Annotated in this window: 23 protein-coding genes and 2 pseudogenes; 14 read left to right on the top strand and 11 right to left on the bottom strand. The window is 70.0% G+C overall.

What is annotated here, in order from left to right; translation table 11 throughout:
- The first annotated feature begins 13 nt into the window (after window positions 1-13).
- From rpmG to rpmF, 5 genes are read left to right on the top strand one after another with little or no spacing between them, the layout of a single operon-like run.
- Window positions 14-178 carry a 50S ribosomal protein L33 gene (rpmG, locus tag Msi02_RS26530; RefSeq protein WP_079314766.1) on the top strand — a complete coding sequence of 55 codons (165 nt, stop codon included), beginning with the start codon at window positions 14-16 and terminating at the stop codon, window positions 176-178.
- Window positions 175-420, top strand: coding sequence for a type B 50S ribosomal protein L31 (locus Msi02_RS26525; RefSeq protein ID WP_079314767.1), 246 nt, complete (start codon window positions 175-177; stop codon window positions 418-420). The genes rpmG and Msi02_RS26525 overlap by 4 nt, the downstream gene beginning before the upstream one ends.
- Window positions 420-656, top strand: a complete 237-nt coding sequence (rpmB, locus tag Msi02_RS26520; protein ID WP_204050776.1) for a 50S ribosomal protein L28 — start codon at window positions 420-422, stop codon at window positions 654-656. The genes Msi02_RS26525 and rpmB overlap by 1 nt, the downstream gene beginning before the upstream one ends.
- Entirely contained in the window at window positions 656-955 is a 300-nt protein-coding gene (rpsN, locus tag Msi02_RS26515) for a 30S ribosomal protein S14 (RefSeq protein ID WP_204050775.1), read from the top strand. The genes rpmB and rpsN overlap by 1 nt, the downstream gene beginning before the upstream one ends.
- Before the next feature lie 2 nt (window positions 956-957).
- Window positions 958-1,128: a 50S ribosomal protein L32 gene (gene rpmF / locus Msi02_RS26510; protein WP_079314770.1), complete on the top strand. Its 171-nt coding sequence runs from the start codon at window positions 958-960 to the stop codon at window positions 1,126-1,128.
- 135 nt (window positions 1,129-1,263) lie between these two features.
- Here the strand turns inward: rpmF and Msi02_RS26505 are convergent, their stop codons facing one another.
- Both Msi02_RS26505 and Msi02_RS43460 read right to left on the bottom strand, forming a co-directional pair.
- Window positions 1,264-1,794 carry a GNAT family N-acetyltransferase gene (locus tag Msi02_RS26505; protein WP_204050774.1) on the bottom strand — a complete coding sequence of 177 codons (531 nt, stop codon included), beginning with the start codon at window positions 1,792-1,794 and terminating at the stop codon, window positions 1,264-1,266.
- A gap of 56 nt (window positions 1,795-1,850) precedes the next feature.
- Window positions 1,851-2,090, bottom strand: coding sequence for a flavin reductase (locus tag Msi02_RS43460; RefSeq protein WP_239108721.1), 240 nt, complete (start codon window positions 2,088-2,090; stop codon window positions 1,851-1,853).
- Between Msi02_RS43460 and Msi02_RS44610 the strand changes: the two genes are divergently transcribed.
- A complete protein-coding gene (locus Msi02_RS44610) occupies window positions 2,089-2,184 on the top strand; it encodes a 4-hydroxy-2-oxovalerate aldolase family protein (protein ID WP_373308313.1) in 96 nt (31 codons plus the stop codon). The two genes, Msi02_RS43460 and Msi02_RS44610, sit on opposite strands and share 2 nt — an antisense overlap.
- A 44-nt stretch (window positions 2,185-2,228) precedes the next feature.
- Here Msi02_RS44610 and Msi02_RS26495 read toward each other — a convergent pair whose 3' ends face one another.
- The 4 genes from Msi02_RS26495 to Msi02_RS26480 all read right to left on the bottom strand — a co-directional run bounded on the left by Msi02_RS26495 (window position 2,229) and on the right by Msi02_RS26480 (window position 3,731).
- A complete protein-coding gene (locus Msi02_RS26495; protein ID WP_204050772.1) occupies window positions 2,229-2,948 on the bottom strand; it encodes a TetR/AcrR family transcriptional regulator in 720 nt (239 codons plus the stop codon).
- The gene (locus Msi02_RS26490; RefSeq protein WP_204050771.1) at window positions 2,932-3,069 is read right to left on the bottom strand and encodes a hypothetical protein; all 138 of its coding nucleotides are present in this window, start codon (window positions 3,067-3,069) and stop codon (window positions 2,932-2,934) included. The genes Msi02_RS26495 and Msi02_RS26490 overlap by 17 nt, the downstream gene beginning before the upstream one ends.
- 159 nt (window positions 3,070-3,228) lie before the next feature.
- Entirely contained in the window at window positions 3,229-3,534 is a 306-nt protein-coding gene (locus Msi02_RS26485; RefSeq protein ID WP_204050770.1) for a hypothetical protein, read from the bottom strand.
- 23 nt (window positions 3,535-3,557) lie between these two features.
- On the bottom strand, window positions 3,558-3,731 hold the full coding sequence (locus tag Msi02_RS26480) for a hypothetical protein (protein ID WP_204050769.1): 174 nt from the start codon (window positions 3,729-3,731) through the stop codon (window positions 3,558-3,560).
- 412 nt (window positions 3,732-4,143) lie between these two features.
- Between Msi02_RS26480 and Msi02_RS26475 the strand changes: the two genes are divergently transcribed.
- Window positions 4,144-4,545, top strand: coding sequence for a hypothetical protein (locus Msi02_RS26475; RefSeq protein WP_204050768.1), 402 nt, complete (start codon window positions 4,144-4,146; stop codon window positions 4,543-4,545).
- Window positions 4,546-5,039: 494 nt separating this feature from the next.
- Here the strand turns inward: Msi02_RS26475 and Msi02_RS26470 are convergent, their stop codons facing one another.
- Both Msi02_RS26470 and Msi02_RS26465 read right to left on the bottom strand, forming a co-directional pair.
- The gene (locus Msi02_RS26470) at window positions 5,040-6,866 is read right to left on the bottom strand and encodes an FtsX-like permease family protein (RefSeq protein WP_204050767.1); all 1,827 of its coding nucleotides are present in this window, start codon (window positions 6,864-6,866) and stop codon (window positions 5,040-5,042) included.
- 5 nt (window positions 6,867-6,871) lie between these two features.
- Window positions 6,872-7,495 carry an ABC transporter ATP-binding protein gene (locus Msi02_RS26465; RefSeq protein ID WP_373308309.1) on the bottom strand — a complete coding sequence of 208 codons (624 nt, stop codon included), beginning with the start codon at window positions 7,493-7,495 and terminating at the stop codon, window positions 6,872-6,874.
- Between the two features lie 446 nt (window positions 7,496-7,941).
- Here Msi02_RS26465 and Msi02_RS44605 point away from each other — a divergent pair.
- Both Msi02_RS44605 and Msi02_RS44600 read left to right on the top strand, forming a co-directional pair.
- A pseudogene (locus Msi02_RS44605) lies at window positions 7,942-8,139 on the top strand (response regulator); the annotation flags it as partial.
- 53 nt (window positions 8,140-8,192) lie between these two features.
- A complete protein-coding gene (locus Msi02_RS44600) occupies window positions 8,193-8,282 on the top strand; it encodes a helix-turn-helix domain-containing protein (protein WP_373308312.1) in 90 nt (29 codons plus the stop codon).
- Window positions 8,283-8,720: 438 nt separating this feature from the next.
- On the opposite strand, the gene Msi02_RS26455 is transcribed toward Msi02_RS44600, so the two are convergent.
- Window positions 8,721-9,506 (bottom strand): DUF1963 domain-containing protein, encoded by a 786-nt coding sequence (locus Msi02_RS26455; protein ID WP_204050765.1) that lies wholly within the window; start codon window positions 9,504-9,506, stop codon window positions 8,721-8,723.
- Between the two features lie 136 nt (window positions 9,507-9,642).
- Here Msi02_RS26455 and Msi02_RS26450 point away from each other — a divergent pair.
- A pseudogene (locus Msi02_RS26450) lies at window positions 9,643-9,768 on the top strand (YciI family protein); the annotation flags it as partial.
- Window positions 9,769-9,948: 180 nt separating this feature from the next.
- Entirely contained in the window at window positions 9,949-10,137 is a 189-nt protein-coding gene (locus tag Msi02_RS43455; RefSeq protein ID WP_239108720.1) for a DUF5999 family protein, read from the top strand.
- A 374-nt stretch (window positions 10,138-10,511) separates the two neighbouring features.
- Here Msi02_RS43455 and Msi02_RS26445 read toward each other — a convergent pair whose 3' ends face one another.
- Window positions 10,512-10,940 (bottom strand): type 2 periplasmic-binding domain-containing protein, encoded by a 429-nt coding sequence (locus tag Msi02_RS26445; protein ID WP_275414180.1) that lies wholly within the window; start codon window positions 10,938-10,940, stop codon window positions 10,512-10,514.
- A 343-nt stretch (window positions 10,941-11,283) separates the two neighbouring features.
- Here Msi02_RS26445 and Msi02_RS26440 point away from each other — a divergent pair, with 343 nt between their 5' ends.
- Entirely contained in the window at window positions 11,284-12,360 is a 1,077-nt protein-coding gene (locus Msi02_RS26440; RefSeq protein ID WP_204050764.1) for a DEAD/DEAH box helicase, read from the top strand.
- Window positions 12,361-12,540: 180 nt separating this feature from the next.
- Here Msi02_RS26440 and Msi02_RS26435 read toward each other — a convergent pair whose 3' ends face one another.
- Window positions 12,541-13,623, bottom strand: coding sequence for a M20 family metallopeptidase (locus Msi02_RS26435; protein WP_204050763.1), 1,083 nt, complete (start codon window positions 13,621-13,623; stop codon window positions 12,541-12,543).
- Window positions 13,624-13,971: 348 nt separating this feature from the next.
- Between Msi02_RS26435 and Msi02_RS26430 the strand changes: the two genes are divergently transcribed.
- Together Msi02_RS26430 and Msi02_RS26425 are read left to right on the top strand one after the other, a co-directional pair.
- Window positions 13,972-15,300: an amino acid permease gene (locus tag Msi02_RS26430; protein ID WP_204050762.1), complete on the top strand. Its 1,329-nt coding sequence runs from the start codon at window positions 13,972-13,974 to the stop codon at window positions 15,298-15,300.
- A 30-nt stretch (window positions 15,301-15,330) separates the two neighbouring features.
- Entirely contained in the window at window positions 15,331-16,173 is an 843-nt protein-coding gene (locus Msi02_RS26425; protein ID WP_204050761.1) for a 3-hydroxyacyl-CoA dehydrogenase family protein, read from the top strand.
- The last annotated feature ends 15 nt before the right edge of the window (window positions 16,174-16,188 follow it).

The raw sequence follows: 16,188 nt of genomic DNA, 5'->3' as shown, positions 1-16,188 counted from the left end.
AAGGACGTGAGGGATGGCCAGAAACGAGCTACGACCGGTGATCAAGCTGCGCTCCAGCGCGGGCACCGGCTACACCTACGTGACCACCAAGAACAGGCGCAACGATCCCGACCGCCTGAAGCTGCGCAAATACGACCCAACCATCCGCCGCCACGTCGAGTTCCGGGAGGAACGATGAAGAAGGGCATCCACCCCGACTACCGGCCGGTCGTCTTCCGCGACCCCGGCGCGGACTTCGCCTTCCTCACCCGATCCACGATCACCAGCGACAAGACCATCGTGTGGGAGGACGGCAACACCTATCCCGTGGTGGACGTCGACGTCTCCTCGGCCAGCCACCCCTTCTACACCGGCCGCAACCGGGTCCTGGACACCGCCGGCCGGGTCGAGCGGTTCAACCAGCGCTACGGGAGAAGCTGATGTCCGCGCACTGCCAGCTCACCGGCGTCAAGCCGGTCTTCGGCAACAACGTCTCCCACTCCCACCGCCGCACCCGGCGGCGGTGGAACCCCAACATCCAGCACCGCCGTTACTGGCTGCCGAGCGAGAACCGTTTCGTACGGCTCACGCTCAGCGCCCGCGCGATCAGGACCATCGACAAGATCGGCATCGAGAACGCCGTCGCGCGGATCCGTGCCAGGGGAGACAAGGTCTGATGGCCAAGAAGAGCAAGATCGCAGCCAACGAGCGCAGGAAGGCGACCGTCGCCCGCCACGCCGAGCGCCGCGCGGAACTGAAGGAGATCATCCGCACCGGCACGCTCCGGCAACGGGCCGAGGCCGTACGGCTGCTGAGCCGCCAGCCGCGCGACGCCAGCGCCACCCGGGTGCGCAACCGCGACTCGGTCGACGGCCGTCCCCGCGGCCACCTGCGCACCTTCGGTCTGTCCCGCATCCGATTCCGGGAGATGGCGCACCGGGGCGAACTGCCCGGCATCAGGAAGGCGAGCTGGTAGCCGTGGCCGTACCCAAGCGCAGGACCTCCCGCAGCAACACCCGGCACCGCCGCTCCCAGTGGAAGGCACAGCGCCCCGACCTCGTCCCGATCACCCTGAACGGGCGGGAACTGCTGGTGCCCCGCCGCCTCGTCCGCGCCTACCAACGAGGTCTGATCGACCCGCCGGCGTGACACGTCCGCCGCCACCGCCAGTTCGATCCGGTAGTGAACAGCGGTGGCGGCACCACCCGGCAGTCCCGACGCCGCACTGTCACGCCCTGCCCCGAAAGGCGGGTCTCACTGAGGGCCACCAATCGCGTAGCCCCATCACGTGGCCGGGGGCCGCAGGCCGAGCCACTGCTCGGCGTCCCAGGCCTGGAACCGCTCGACCTCGGTGAACCCCAGCTTCGCCGCGAGGCGCATCGAGCCGACGTTGGCGCTCTGGGTGGTGAGCACCACCGGCTCACCGGGAAGGGCGCCGTCGAACCAGTCGAGTGCCGCCGCGCACGCCTCGGCGGCGTACCCTTGCCCCCAGGCATTCGGCAGGAACAGGTAACCGAGATCGACCTTCCCCATGGCAGCCGGGCGACGGTGCCCGGTTGCTCTCCTGAGCAGGATCTGGCCGATCATCGCCCCGTCGAGCTCGACGACGAAACTCCCTGGCCATCGCTCGGGCACCTCGGGCATCTCACGCTCAAGCTCGTCACGCGGGCGGGGACCGCCGAGGTAGGTGTGCACCTCTGGCGAGGCGAGCAGCTCGATGAATGTTGTACGGTCCCGCGCCTCGGGCTCACGGAGCACGAGCCGCTCGGTCCGGATCAGCTCAGGCGGCCAAGCCACAAGTCCCAGATCTGACATGCGCGCAAGCTAACAACCCTGTAGGACGACGTTCAACGCGGGCGTCAACGCCGTGCTCACCGGCCGAGCCATGAGCGCGGCTGGGTGAACAATCCCGCGCCGTTCCGAACCTCCCGTCTATCCGGCGAGCGCCGTGTCGTCCCGAACACCCGGCCGTGGTAGGTCAGCGGTTGCCCGCCGGCCACCTTGGTGTGCACCACGTTGCCCAGGAGCACGACGTGGTCGCCGCCGTCGACATGCCGCTCCACTTCGCAGACGAGGAAGCCCACCGCGCCGGGCAGCAGTGGCGCCCCCATCGCCTCCGCCCATCTCGAGGTCGGCCGCCGGCGACTCGTCGGCGGCCAGGAGGACACGATCGTCGACATCGCTCTCGACCTGCTCAACGCCTGAGTCCAGCGAGAGTCCCTCCTCCCGCTGGGTCCCGATGTCCCCGGTCATTGGGCGGGGGCTTGGCTGAGTTCGATGAGGCGCAGGACCGCGTCCCGGGTCTGGCAGAAGACCGCGATGGTCTCCTCGGCGGCTGCGGCGATGGCCTCCTCGCCGGGCGCATCGGACGGTTCGAGCAGCAGGGCCACGGTGTCGGCGAGAACCGTGTACGGATCGTCGACGGCGATGGGAGCGGTCTCCGGCTCGGACACGGCCGTGAAGAATCCGCCCAGTACGGCGTGCAGCGCGTAGGCCTGGGCGGCGAGGGAACGGTCGTGGCGGATCAGACGGTGGCGGTGCAGGATCGGCATGACCGCGGTGCACATGGCGGCGGGCTGGGTGCGGGCGTACAGCTCGCGATCCCCGGGTTCCGGGCTGAGCAGCCGTAGCAGCTCCGGGTCGCCGCCCCGCAGCCGCCGCGCCAGGGGCAGCTTCTGCGCGGTGCCTACCAACGCCGGCGCCAGATGGCGGGGCAGCACGGTGGCGGGGTCGGCCGTGAGGCGGCCGATGACCTCCTCCACCAGGGTCAGCAGTTCGCGAGCGAACAGCCCGCGCAGGAGGTCTTCCTTGCTCGGCCAGTACAGATAGACCGTCCCCTTGCCGACACCGGCCGCCCGGCTGATCTCGGACACGGTGACCTTGCCCACGCCGTGGTCGAGCACCAGCTCGCGCGCGCTGCTGAGGATGCGCGCGGCTTTACGCGAGTGGAGCTCAACCAACTGACTCACGGGGCGGATCGTCCTTTCCGATCAGGCGGGCGGCGACGTCGGCGTTCTTGGCCTGCATGTCCTTGGCCATTATCCTGCCCATCGCTTTCCCGATGCCCGGGGCGGGCATCAGGCGCAGCATCCGGTGCGCAGGATCTGCTCCTTGCGGCGACGCCGTCTGCTCGCGTGAGCCAGGTCGGCGCCGGACCATGGATCGTCACGCTCGCGTCGGTCCGCGCGTACCGGCGAAGACGACCAGCGCGAGCGTGCCGACGACGACGATGCCGACGGTCGTCGGTCGTCATGCGAGGTGGACCCGCACGGCGTCGCCGTCCGCGCTGAGCCATCCCTTGCGGCGGGCGTACTCGACCATGGCGTCCCACCCGGCGGCCCAGCCCGGCGAGGTGGCCGAAGCGCTCGCCAGGCCGCGTAGCGCGGCGAGGTCGAGGTACGCGTGATCGGGACCGTGCAGCCGCCCCAGCCCGGCGGCCTGCAGGGCCTGTCCGGCGGCATCCGGCCCGATCTCGCGCAGTTCCAGATGCAGGCGGGTGAAGTCGTCGGCCTCATGCACGGACACGACCTGGTCCGGACCGATGCTGAGATACATGATTTTCCTCTCGGGATGACCGCTCAGCGGAAGGCGGGAATGACTTCCTTGCTGAACAGCTTGACCGACTCCGGCGGCACCTCGGGCGGCAGGAGGTCGGCCGAGAAGATGAGGTCGGCGATGCCCACGCCCGCCTCGCACACCGCCTGGAGCTGCGCGGCGACGGTCTCCGGGCCGCCCGTGATCGTTGGGCGCACGGGGCCCGCGCCGGGCGGGGGGCCGGCCGGGCCGCCGAAGCCGGCCGCGACCATGTCGTGGGCGACGTCGTACAGCAGCGCGTACGTGCATGGACGACGCGCTCGTGCGATCGCGGGGTCTGTCCATCGAACGGCAGCACGCCGGAGTGGGCAAGGCGCGCATGGCCGGGCCCGGCCGACGGCTGAGCCGGACCCCGCCGCTGCCCACCGCCCCTGTCGGGCCTCCCAGTGCCGGATCCACTGGTCGGAGCGCATCTCACACCCCGGGTTCCGAAAGAAACCCGGGGTCTGCCTCTGTTGGTACTTCGAAGCGCTGCAAGCCGTACGAGAATCATCCAGCTGCTCGACGCCGTCAACAGCCGACTTGTGGCTTGACAGCTGGATCGCCATTCAGGGAAAGGACACCGACACGATGACGCAGCCCGGCGACTACGGCATGCCCGGGTCGCTGAACCGAGCGCTGAGCGAGGTGGCAGCAGAACGAGCCGCCCAGGATGCGATGTGGGGCCTGCAGGAACACCCCGACGGCACCGGGCCCGCGTACGCGTCCGAGGCCGACCTGGCCAAACAGGCCGTGACCGACGCCGCGGCCGAAGGCCGGCTGACCTGGCGGCACATCCTGTACGAAGAGGTCCTCGAAGCGTTCGCCGAGGACGACGCCGACCGCCTGCGCTGCGAGCTGATCCAGGTCGCCGCGGTCGCGGTCAAGTGGGTCCAGGCCCTCGACAGACGCGCCCAATCACCCGGCAGTTCTCATACCGCACCCATCGGGGAGGTCACATCGCCGCGGCCGGGCACCACGGCGGCTCCGTGATGCGACGGAGCCAGACCAGCTTCAACGTGCACGGACGACCCGTCCCTACCTGAAGATCCACGGGACCGACGGCACCCTCGTCCTGCCCGGCCCCAACTTCCGTCACGGAATCGTACGATTCTGGCGCGCAACGCCAGGTCGACGCGGAACACGGCAAGCGGCCGCCCTCGGCGGCCATCAGGTAGGGCTCCCATGTCGGGTTCCACCCAGGCGTCACCGGCCGGCGGCGGCCTCCATGACGGCGGCGGCAAGGCGGGCGTTCTCCCGGGCGCCGCCTCCCCCGCTCGCCGCCGCCCTCAGCAAGCGGGACGATCTCGAGATTCCGGTACCGGGGCTCATGCACGGAAACCCCGCCCACTCCCGGAATCGGCTAGGGAAGTTGCTCGCAAGGAGCCGGCCACCGGTCACGCACTACCAGCACGCGGCCCTGGCCTGATCCCTCTCATGAGGTGCCGAAAACGGCCGGTGGGGACGAGATCGCCGTGGTGGCCGGCTTAGAGAGTGGCCGTCACGGGACGGCGTCCGCCAAGGTGGGCGGGAACAGAGGTGAGCGCCGCCACCACGAGCACGGTTGCCAGCACCAGGGCGACCAGCTGCCAGGGTGCGGGAAGCGTGGCCTTGTCGCCGTCGCCGCCGGTGATCGTGTTGATGGCGGCGAACAGCAGGAAACCTCCCGGGAAGACACCCAGGACAGCGCCGAGGAACGCGGGCAGCACCTGCGCGGTCGCCAGGGCGACGGTCACTTCCTGGGGGGTTGCGCCGAGGGCGCGTGCCAGCGCCGATGCGTACCGGTTGTCGAGCGCCGTCGCCCAGGTGATGACGATGGCGTTGACCGCCGCCAGGGAGAGCAGGATGACCGTCCAGACGAGGAGCACGCGCCGCAGCACCGCCACCTGATCTTCGGTGTATGCGCCGGTGCCTGGCTGCTCGCCGAGGAAGGCGTTGAGCACCAGCAGGACGTAGATCCCGCTGACCGTGACCGCGATGCTGACCACGCCCAGCACCACCCGTCGCGGCCGGCGGGCGGCGACCCGCAGAGCGAGCAGCAGCGGGACGGGTAGTCGTGCCGAGAGACTGATCAGCCAGCCGGTCCGGCGAGGCGGGCGTGCCGCGTCGGCCAGCGCGCTGACGGTGCTGGAGCGGGCCGCGCGCACGGCCGGAACAGCGGTCGCCACCACCGCGACGCCGAGTGCCACAGCGGTCACCAGACCGATCGTGGACCAGGTCAACGACGCCGTCCCCGCGCCGCCGACGAGGCCCGCGCTCGACTCGGTGAGCAACGGAGCGGTCAGCGCTCCGATCGTCAGCCCGGCCGCAGCCGCTACGACGGCCACCAGGAGGTACTCCGCGAGTAGCACGGCAGCGACCAGGCCCGGTGTGCCGCCGACTGCTTTCAGCAACCCGATACGCCTGGTCTGATCGGCTATCCGCCCGCCGACCAACACCGAAAGACTGGCCACAGCGAGCAGGCCGAGCAGCCACGCGCCGATCAGCAGCAGGATCTGGGAGTCCCGGGCCAGGTCGGTGGCGTCGGCGAGAATGCTCTCCCAGGTCTGCATCGGCATGGCGCCGCCATAATGGCCGCCGTTCCTGTCGACGAATGCCTGGGCTTCGTCCGGGTCGGCCAGCTTCAGGTTCATCACGTAGGACAGAGCGCTTCGGTCCATGGCAAGGCTCAGCACGTCCGCCTGGGTGAGCCAGGCCAGCCCGGGTTTGTACAGCAACCCCGCCGGCAGATTCCGGTCGTCCGGGATGGCGCCGTTGATGCAGCCGGCGGAGACGATGCAGGACGCTCCGGGATAGGGCGGCATCGCCGCGGTGACCGCGACTCCGACGACCTTGAACGACCTACCGTCCAGGGCGACCGAGTCGCCGACGCCGACATCGAGCGAGTCGGCGAAGGCGGCCTCGAGCACCACGCCGCCGTCACCGACCCAACTGCCCTGCGTCACCTCGGGCTGATCGACCGCCGCGTCAGCGGCGTCGCGCCCTTCCACCTGCACATCCGACGTCCGGCCGGACGCCTCGAGCTTCGCCGCGATGACGGGGTACGGTCCGCTGTGCTCAGTGACGCCGGAGGCGATGGCCAGTTTTCCGAGCTCCGCGAGGTCGTCGGCCTGGCTGACGCCGGCGACCACGTCAGGTCCCTTGGTCGCCGCCCGGGTGCTCTGATACGGGTCGCTGGCCGCGTCGCGCAGGACGAGCCCGAGCGTCAGCGTCGTGGTGGAGGCCAGGACGGCGATCAGCAGAAGCGCGGCCTCGGTGCGGCGCCGCCGGAGGTCTCGCAGGGCCAGGCGGATCACGAGGACGATGCGGCCCATTCCGGTCAGTCCTCCAGTCCGACGAGCGCGCCAAGCTGCCCGGTGGTGCCGCCGGTCAACCTGGCCTCATCGACGAACGCGCCGTCGCGCATCGAGAATTTCCGGTCCGCGGTGGCCGCGATCCGCGCGTCGTGGGTGACGATGACCAGCGTCTGCCCGGACTCGTGCAGGTCCTTGAAGAGCTGGAGGACGTCCAAGGTGGCGGCGCTGTCCAGGTTTCCGGTCGGTTCGTCGGCGAGGACGACCAGCGGCTCGTTGCTCAGCGCCCGGGCGACCGCGACCCGCTGCCGCTGGCCGCCCGACAGCGCGGAGGGCAGGAATCGCGCCCGGCCGGAGAGCCCGAGCTGATCCAGCAGCTCCTCCGCGCGCCGCCGGGCGACCCGCGGCGAGCGTCCGGCGAGCAGCGCCGCCAGCTCGACGTTCTCGACGGCCGTGAGCTCCTCCATCAGATGGAAGGACTGGAAGACGTAGCTGACCTCGGTACGCCGCATCCTGGCCAGGGCCTTCTCGCTGATGTTGTCGGTGCGCCGGCCGTTCAGCGACACCTCGCCGGCCGAGGGCCGGTCCAGCCCGCCGAGCAGGTGCAGCAGCGTTGACTTACCGCAGCCGCTGGGCCCCATGATCGCCACCGTCTCTCCCGCGCTGACGTCGAGGTCGACGCCGTCGACGGCGCGTACCAGTCCTTCCCCTTTGCCATGCTCCTTCCGCAGCCCCGGGCGCTCAGTACGGGCGTGTGGGCGGCATTGCTCACTATCCACTCCTTCCGATAGGTCCAGTTCTGCTCACATGCCGTGCGCGAATGCCCGAGCAGCCGCGTCACCTCGCGAGGCGACCCTCCGCCTGGCGGAGCGTGTTCACCGATGTCAGCGGTGCCGATTGCGGCGGTGGCGCCGTACCGGCGGTGCAGCCCCCGTCTGGGATGGCCGATGGGGACGCCGACTGGGACGTCGTGGCCGACACCAGGAGCCGCGCAGAGGGCTCTGATCATGGCCGCCAGCGTGGCCTGAAGCGGGTTGCACGGTCGTGAACGGATCCGTTAACGCCGTTGAAACCCCGGTTCGAGTATGAACGTCGGGTGCGCATTCTGGTGGCCGAAGACGAGCGCGACCAGGCCGATCTCGTGGCGGTTGGGTTGCGCCGCCATGCCATGGCCGTCGACGTGGTGTACGACGGGGCCCCCGCGGTGGAGCGGCTGGCGGTGCACGACTACGACGTTCTCGTGCTGGACCGGGACCTGCCCGAGATCCACGGCGACCTCGTGTGTCGTGAGCTTCGAACGGCTGCTTGAAGAGGCCTGGGACGAGAAACGCCGATCCGTTCACCACGGTGGTGGGAGTCCTGGTCAGCCGCCTAAGGGCCAAGCTGGGCGACCCGCCGTGCATTCAGACCGTTCCCGATGCGGGATACCTGCTGTGACGACGATCCGGGTCCGGCTCACGCTGATCTACTCCGGACTGTTCCTGCTCACCTCGGTCGTGTTGCTGGTCACGGTCAACCTCCTACTGCGCCGGGCGCTGGACGCGCGGATCGCCTGGCTGTCCGGCGGAGGGGCGGCGCCGCCGCTGGGCGCGCGGATCGCCCGGCTGTCCGAAGGAGGGGCGGCGCCGCTGCGGGTCGTGCCGAACGATCGGCTGCCACAGCTGCCCGAACTGGTGAACAACGTGATCGGCTACCAGTGGCAGGCGACCGTGCTGACGGTCGGAGCCCTGACACTGGTCTCGTTGGCCGTCGGATGGTTGATCGCCAGGCGGATCCTGCAGCCCATCCACCGGATCACCGCCACCGCGCAGCGACTATCCCTGTCGACCCTGCACGAACGGATCGCGCTCAGGCTAGGGGTCGGATGCCCGGGCGTCAGAAGGCGTCGACGTACACGTACACCCGGTCGAAGCGGAGAGCGGCCAGGTCGGCGCGGCGAATCACCCAGTGGAAGAGGCCCGCCTCCAGCTCCTCGCAGTCGTCTTCACCGCGCCAGGTGGCCAGCAGCGTCCACTCATCGCCGTCCGCGACGGGCAGCGGCACTTCGTCCCGGGCGACCTCGACCGGGTCCCAGTTGAAGAGGACCGGCTCACCGCCAAGCTGGAAGCGCCAGTGAGGGCGCCAGCCGACCACGTGCGACCAGGCGGACTCCAACTCGGCGGCCCGCTGCGACTCCTCGTCGTCGTCCTCCTCGCGCCACGGCCACGACCACTGATGGAAGCAGAAGTCCAGCCGCGCCCGGCGGTAGGTGTCCGGACCGCCGTCCGGGTCGACCCGTCGCTCTGCCGACAGCGTCCCTGCCGGTACATACCGCACGGCGTCGGCGACCACCGCCCCACTGCCCGGATCGGGATCGGCGAAGAACAACAGCAGACCCTCGGTAGGCAGCGGCAGATCCGTCGCCCCGGGCGGCAGGGCCGCGCAGTCGACGGCCGCGACGAACGCCGCCACCGGCGCGGGGGCGCCCTCCGGCAGCGGGGGGTTCCCGCCGGTCAGCGCCACCACCGGGCCGGGGCCGTCCTCCGCGAGGTAAACCGCCGGGCGGGCGGTGCGTATGTACGCCTCCACCTCGGCGGCCGGAATCCCCCGTGCGGCGGCCTCCGCACGAAAGCGGGCGGCCCTCGCCGCCGGGGTCTCGTCAACGGTTTCCGTGTCAGTCATGGGACGACCCTATGGCCGTCATTCGGTTCATGTGAGCCATCGCGTTATGCGTGGTTCGACGTCTGATTTGTCCGCGAGAACGGGAGCCAGATGTCGGTCACTTTCGGCGCCACTTCGCTGGCCTACCAATCCGGGCCAGGGCGTCGTGGTCGACTTCGGCGGCGAGGCGCCCGTGGTCACGGACGGGCCGTACGGCGAGACCAAGGAACTGTTCGAGGGCTTCTTCCTGCTCGACACCGTCTCGAAACAGGAGCTGGTCGAGTTGCCGCCAGCCGCCGAGCGCCGGGAGCGGCTGGACCTGTCTCCTACCCAGCTAGCACCCGCTACCTGGGTACGCCTCGAACAGGTATCGATATGGGGGTTTTCCCCCTGCCTGCCTAAAGGCAGGCCAAGGCAGTGTGGATGTGTCTAAAGAACGCATGACAGCCAGGGGGAATCAATCATGTGCCGGCACCCGCAGTGCCCGCCGGCGAATGCTCCCGACCGTGACGCGGCCTGCCTGATCGCCTGCCACCTCCGGCAGGGCCGGGGACGGCTGGGCAACGGCATGGTGCTCTGCTACGGCAGCGGCGAGCTTACGGCCAACGCACACAGCAGCCTCGCCCGCGAGTTTGCGGGGTGTGCACTGTGAACGTGATCTACTCCCCCCTCCGGAACCAGCTGATGCCGGCCGCGCACCACTGCGAGGCGACCAACGGCCCGCGGCGCCGCCCTTCTTCCTTCCGTCACCGCTGGGAAACGCTGCGACGGCGGGTCGAGGACTTGGCGATCCAGCTCGCGGACGGCCCCGACGTCGAGGTGACGTCCTGGCGGTTGCCCGCGCAGGCCACCTCATGCGGCCGAGCCCGCCACCTGATCCGAAAGCAACTGAGCGCGTGGGGCATGCACTACCTGTCCGACGAGGCTGAGCTCCTGGTGAGCGAGCTGGTCACGAGCGGGACCGACCCGGTGCAGGCGGCGTCGCGGACGCCACCTGCCCGGGGTGGTCGGTTGTCAGAGGGGAACTCACAGCCCGCCGCCGCCCTTGCGGTTGCCGGAGTCGAGCACGCTCTGCTGCTGCTTGGCGATCTCGTCGAGCGCGTCCTTCGGCTTCTTCGCGCCGTTGAGAGCCGCGTTCACGTTGGTGTTCTCGATGTCGACGAGGCGCGCGTACTCGGGCACGTTCCACATGTCCCGCATCCGCGGAACCGAGTCGGCGTACACCTTGTTGAACGGCCCGGCATTGAGGAACTCGGGCGACTCCAGGGCGTCCGTACGCGATGGCACGCCACCAGCGGCGGCCCATTTCTTCTGGATGTCAGCCTGCTCGAACCACTTCATGAAGTTCAGGGCCTCCGCCTGGTTCGCCTTCGGGGAGTAGGCCGACACGTGCATCCCCATGCCGCCGAGAGGCACCAGGTTCGTCTTCTGGCTCGGCAGGGGGGCGAAACCCAGCTTGTCGAGAATCTGCTCCCGCGTGGTGCCGAGCGTCGACTGCTTCGGGTCGAGCAGGCCGCCGCTCGCGGCTCCAGAGCTACGCCCTCTACCCGAAACTCACGGCGTACGAGAACATCGCATCGCCGCTTCGGGCATCGTCGAGCAGGGCCGCCGTCTTGTCGTTCATCTCGCCCTCCCGAGCAGTCGCCATCTCTCATCCTGCCCGATCAGGTCTCGCTCGGATGCGCAATACCTCGTACGGCCCGCGCGAGAGTCGGCGGTCGTGGTGCACGGCCTACTTCGGCTCGCCGGTGGCGTTGTTCGGCCCCGGCTCGCTGGCCCAGGCGCACAGCCTCGACGAGTGGGTGTCCGTCGACGACATGGTCACGGCCACCGCCGTCTATTCCTGCTGTTCGTGTTCTTCGTCGGCTTCGCGGCCGTGCTTGCGGCCCGTGCCAACCCGCTGGACCTGCTGATCCCGCTCACCCTGGCCGCCGACCGGGTGATCCTGGTGGGCGACCAGAACCAGCTGCCGCACATGCTGGAGCCGGACGTGGAGAACGAGCTGCGCTCCGACGCCGGCAACGAGCTGGCGAGGCTGCACGAGAGCCTTTTCGGGCGGATGTTCGACATGCTGCACGGCGGAGACCACACCCCCGGCACACGGCGGGCGGTGCGGCTGCGGCGGCAGTACCGGATGCACCCGGTGCTCGGGGATTTCGTCGGGCACGCCTTCTACGGCGACAATCTGGAGTCCCCGCGCCCGGCCGAGGCTTTCGCACACGGCCTGGACCGGTATCAGGGCCGCCCGGCCGCCTGGCTGCGGGTGCCGCACCAGGCCGGCGGCGAGCACGGCGGGCAGAGCAAGTCGCGCACGGCCGAGGCCGAGGCCGTCGTGCGGGAGCTGCGGCGACATGTCTTCGACCGGCCGGACCTCACCTTCGGCGTTATCGCCTTCTACAGCGCCCAGGTCCGGCTGATCTGGGAGAAGCTGGTCGAAGAGGGGCTGGCCGAGCGCTCCGGCTCGGGGTTCCAGCCGGTCGAGCGGCTGCGGCGGGACGGCGAGGGGCGGGAACGCGACCGTCTCCAGGTCGGCAGCGTGGACGCCTTCCAGGGCAAGGAGTTCGACGTCGTGTTGCTGTCGACCACCCGGTCGAGCAGGCCGCCCGCGCTGGATCCGGCCCAGGCCCGGCCGGAGCACCCCAAGCACGCCGAGTACGAGCAGTGGGCCCGCCGCGCGTACGGGCACCTCATGCTGGCCAACCGGCTGTGCGTGGCCATGAGCAGGCAGCAGCGGCTGCTGGTGGTCGTCGGAGACGACGCGATGTTCACCTCGCCGCTGGCCCCCGAGGCCGTCGGTCCGCTGAAGGACTTCCACGCGCTCTGCCGGTCGCGGCACGGGATCGTGCTGGCTCCGCACGCGGAAGGCGAGCGGTGAGCGCGGAGATCCGGTTCCAGATCCGTCGTGGCGTCCTCCGCCTGCGGCGGCCGCCCGACTCCGGAGACCTGCTCTTCCTGTGCTGGCCCGTGCTGGTCTACCGGGTCACCGCACCCGTGGTGCGCGTGCGCCACCTCGACATCATCGAGAAGGTCGTACTCGCCCTCTGTCAGGCGGGGATCAGGCAGCACGATGAGATCGCCGCGCACATCCACCAGAGCCCGGAGCCGCGTCGGAACTGGCGGGGAACCCGTGCGGCTCGCGGTCGGGGACGCCGCTGAGCCGGGCCGCCGTGCGCAGCGCCTCGGCCAGCCAGTGGCCGTGGGGCAGTTCGTAGGCGTCGACCGTCCACCACGCCTCACCGATCGACCACGTTCCCCGCTCCAGGACCGCCGCCAACTCGACAGGGACGTCCGCGGGGCTCTCACCCGGCAGCAGGCGACGGCTGAACTGGACGCGGCATTCGGAGGGCACGATGTTCGGCTTCGTGCCCCCCTCGATGACGCCGACGTTCACCGTCGCGGGGCCGAGCAGCGGATGCCGTCGCCGGTCGAGCGTGCGCTGGTAGTCCTCGAAGCCACCCAGTAGCCGGGCCGCCGTGAGGATGGCGTTGGCGCCGTGCTGGGGGACACTCCCGTGCGTGGCCACCCCCGCGACCCGCAGGTCGTAGGCCGCGAGCCCCTTGGTGGCCAGGCAGAGCGTCAGCTCCGTCGGCTCACCGATGATCACCGCGTCGGCCCTGGGCCCGCTCGCGCCGAGCGCCTTGGCGCCTTCCTGGCGGTACTCCTCATCGCCCACGCCCGCGATCAGCAGATCTCCGGCGAGGCTGATCGACCGCTCGGCCAGAACCTCGGCGACCTCCAGGTAGCAGGCGAGCGCGGCCTTCATGTCGCACGCGCCCCGCCCGTGAACCCTGCCGTCGCGGACGACGCCGGTGAGCGCCTGCGGGTAACCCGTCGTCTCGACCGTGTCCATGTGGCCGGCGAACATCAGCGACCTGCCCCCCGAGGCGCCGGGAAGCCGTGCCAGCGCGTTGTGGCGGCCGGGCGCGTACTCGTCGACGTCGCACGTCCAGCCGAGTGCGGTGAGCCGATCGCGAAGGTAGGCCGCTACTCTCCGCTCTCCCTCCTCCGCGCCCCTCGGCGCTTCGCCGAAGGGGTTCACACTGGGGTGTTCGATGAGTTCGCAGAGGGTCTTCGTCAGTCGGTCACGATCGATCTGCTCGACGCAGCGGGCCAATTCCTCGGAGTTTGGGACGGCCATGAACACGCTCCTATGTCCGGATCTTGGCGCGTATTGTATCGATCGTTCGAAACATTGGAAAGAGTGCAACTTGCGGCGTAGCTCCACCTCGCAAGGCGACTTCCGACGGTCGGACCCATCCACGGCCCGAGCCTGTGGCCGCCGTCCGCGGATTTAGAGCTCGCTATTGTATCGATCGATCGACTCAATTAGGCTGCCGCACCAAGCGCCGGGCAGCCGCGACCTCTCATCGCGCGCCGAGGCTCCCCATCTGCGGCCGGCCGTACTGGAGGCGAACCCTTGCCGCACCACAACGACTCGAATCCCCCGCAGGCGCTGCGGCGATCCCTGCGACCTCGGCATCTGTCCATGATCGCACTGGGAGGCGTCATCGGGGCGGGGCTGTTCGTCGGCTCCGGCGCCGTCATCCACACCGCGGGCGTACTGGCCCCGCTCGCGTACGCGGTGGGCGGAGTGATCCTGCTCCTGGTGATGCGCATGCTCGCCGAAATGGCCGCCGCACGGCCCTCGGTCGGCTCGTTCTCGGACTACGCCCGCCTCGCCCTGGGGAAGGGGGCGGGGTTCATCATCGGCTGGACGTACTGGTACTTCTGGGTCGTCGTCGTGGCCTTCGAAGCCGTGGCCGGAGCGGAGATCATCGGCGAGTTCCTTCCGCACCTGCCGCTCTGGGTCGTCTCCGCCGCCGTCATGGGCGTGATGAGCGTGGTCAACCTGCTGTCCGCGCGCGGATTCGGAGAGGCCGAGTTCTGGTTCGCCGCCGTCAAGGTGGCGGCGATCGTGGTCTTCCTGGCGATCGCGGTCGCCGCGCTGTTCGGTGTGCTGCCCGGGCAGCCGGCGCACGTCCTGGCCATCGGCGACGGCCCGCTCGCCCCGACAGGCGCCACCGGGGTGTTGAGCGCCATCACCGTGGTGGTCTTCTCCTACTTCGGCGCGGAGATCGTCACCATCGCCGCCGCGGAGGCCACCGACCCGGTCAGGGCGGTCGCCAGGGCGGCCACCACCGTGGTGTGGCGGGTCATCGTCTTCTACGTCGGTTCGATCGCTCTCATCGTGGTGTTGATCCCGCAGGCCGAGATCCGGCCGGGCGAGAGCCCGTTCGTCGTCCTCCTGGAGCGGCTCGGCGTTCCAGGGGCGGCCGTCGCCATGCAGCTCGTCGTGCTGACCGCAGTGCTGTCGGTGCTCAACGCCGGCATCTACACCGCGTCCCGCATGCTGTTCGCGCTGACCGCTCAAGGTGAGGCGCCGCGCTCCCTGGCCAGGACCACGGCCCGTGGCACGCCGATCCGCGCGATCGTGCTCAGCACGCTGGCCGGCTGGCTCGCGGTCGCGGTGGCTTACCTCGCCCCCGAAGCGGTGTTCGCGTTCCTGCTCAACGCCGCGGGCAGTGTCGCCTTGGTCATCTACGCGGTGATCGCGATCTCTCAGCTCCGGTTGCGCAGGCTCGTCGAGCAGGAGGGCGGAGACCTGCCCGTCAGGATGTGGGGTCACCCGTATCTGAGCTGGTTCACGCTGGGGCTCCTGGTGGCGGTCGCCGTCAGCATGGTCGTCCTGCCCGAATCGCGTGGCCAGCTCGGGATCGGACTGGTCGCGCCCGCCGGGATCGCGGTGATCTACCTCGTCCGGCGGCTGTCCCGGCCCCGCGCCGCGTCCGTCCTCGCGACCGAAGAGCCGCAGTGACCATTGGTCCACCGAACACTTGAAGGAGACATGACGAATCACCCGCGTCACGTGACGATCATCGGCGGGGGCACCATGGGGTGCGGCATCGCCGGCCTCATGGCCGCCACGGGCAGCACCGTGACCGTGGTCGAGGTCGACCAGGCGGCCGCCGGCCGGGTGGCCGAACGGGTCCGCCGGGAGTGGCCGGACGACCCCGCCGCGCTCGCCCGGCTGGAGACGACCACAAACCTCTCGCGCACCCCGCCTGAGGCGGACCTCGTCATCGAGGCCGTGGCGGAGGACGCGAAGCTGAAGGCGGACGTGCTCGCCGCGGCCGGCAGGGTGGCGCACCATGCGATCCTCGCCACCAACACCAGCTCCATCGCCATCGGCCGACTCGCGCAGGCCGTCCATGACCCGGACAGGTTCCTCGGGCTGCACTTCTTCAACCCGGTGGCGAAGTCGGCCCTGGTCGAGATCGTCGCCGGTGAGCGGACAGCGCCACGGACGGTGGAGCTGGCGAAGAGCTGGAGTGAGACGTGGCAACGCCACTCCATAGTCGTCCGCGACAGTCCCGGGTTCGCCACCAGCCGTCTCGGGGTGCTGCTCGGCCTGGAGGCGATCCGCATGGTGGAGGAGGGGGTGGCGGAGCCGCACGACATCGACACCGCCATGGTCCTGGGCTACCGGCACCCCATCGGCCCGCTACGCCTGACCGACCTGGTGGGACTCGACGTCCGGCTCGCCATCGCCGAATACCTCTCCGGTGAGCTCGGCGACCGGTTCGCGCCACCGCGACTGCTGCGCGAGAAGGTCGCCGCCGGCCTCATGGGCCGCAAAACGGGACAGGGCTTCTACACCTGGACGAGCCGCGCAGCCGAGGAACGATGACCGAATGGGGGACCC

Origin of the sequence: Microbispora siamensis (assembly GCF_016863095.1) — a bacterium.
In the GTDB taxonomy this organism is placed as follows: Bacteria; Actinomycetota; Actinomycetes; order Streptosporangiales; family Streptosporangiaceae; genus Microbispora; species Microbispora siamensis.
Note: the sequence above shows the minus strand (reverse complement) of the source record. Positions and strands in the feature narration are given on the sequence as shown.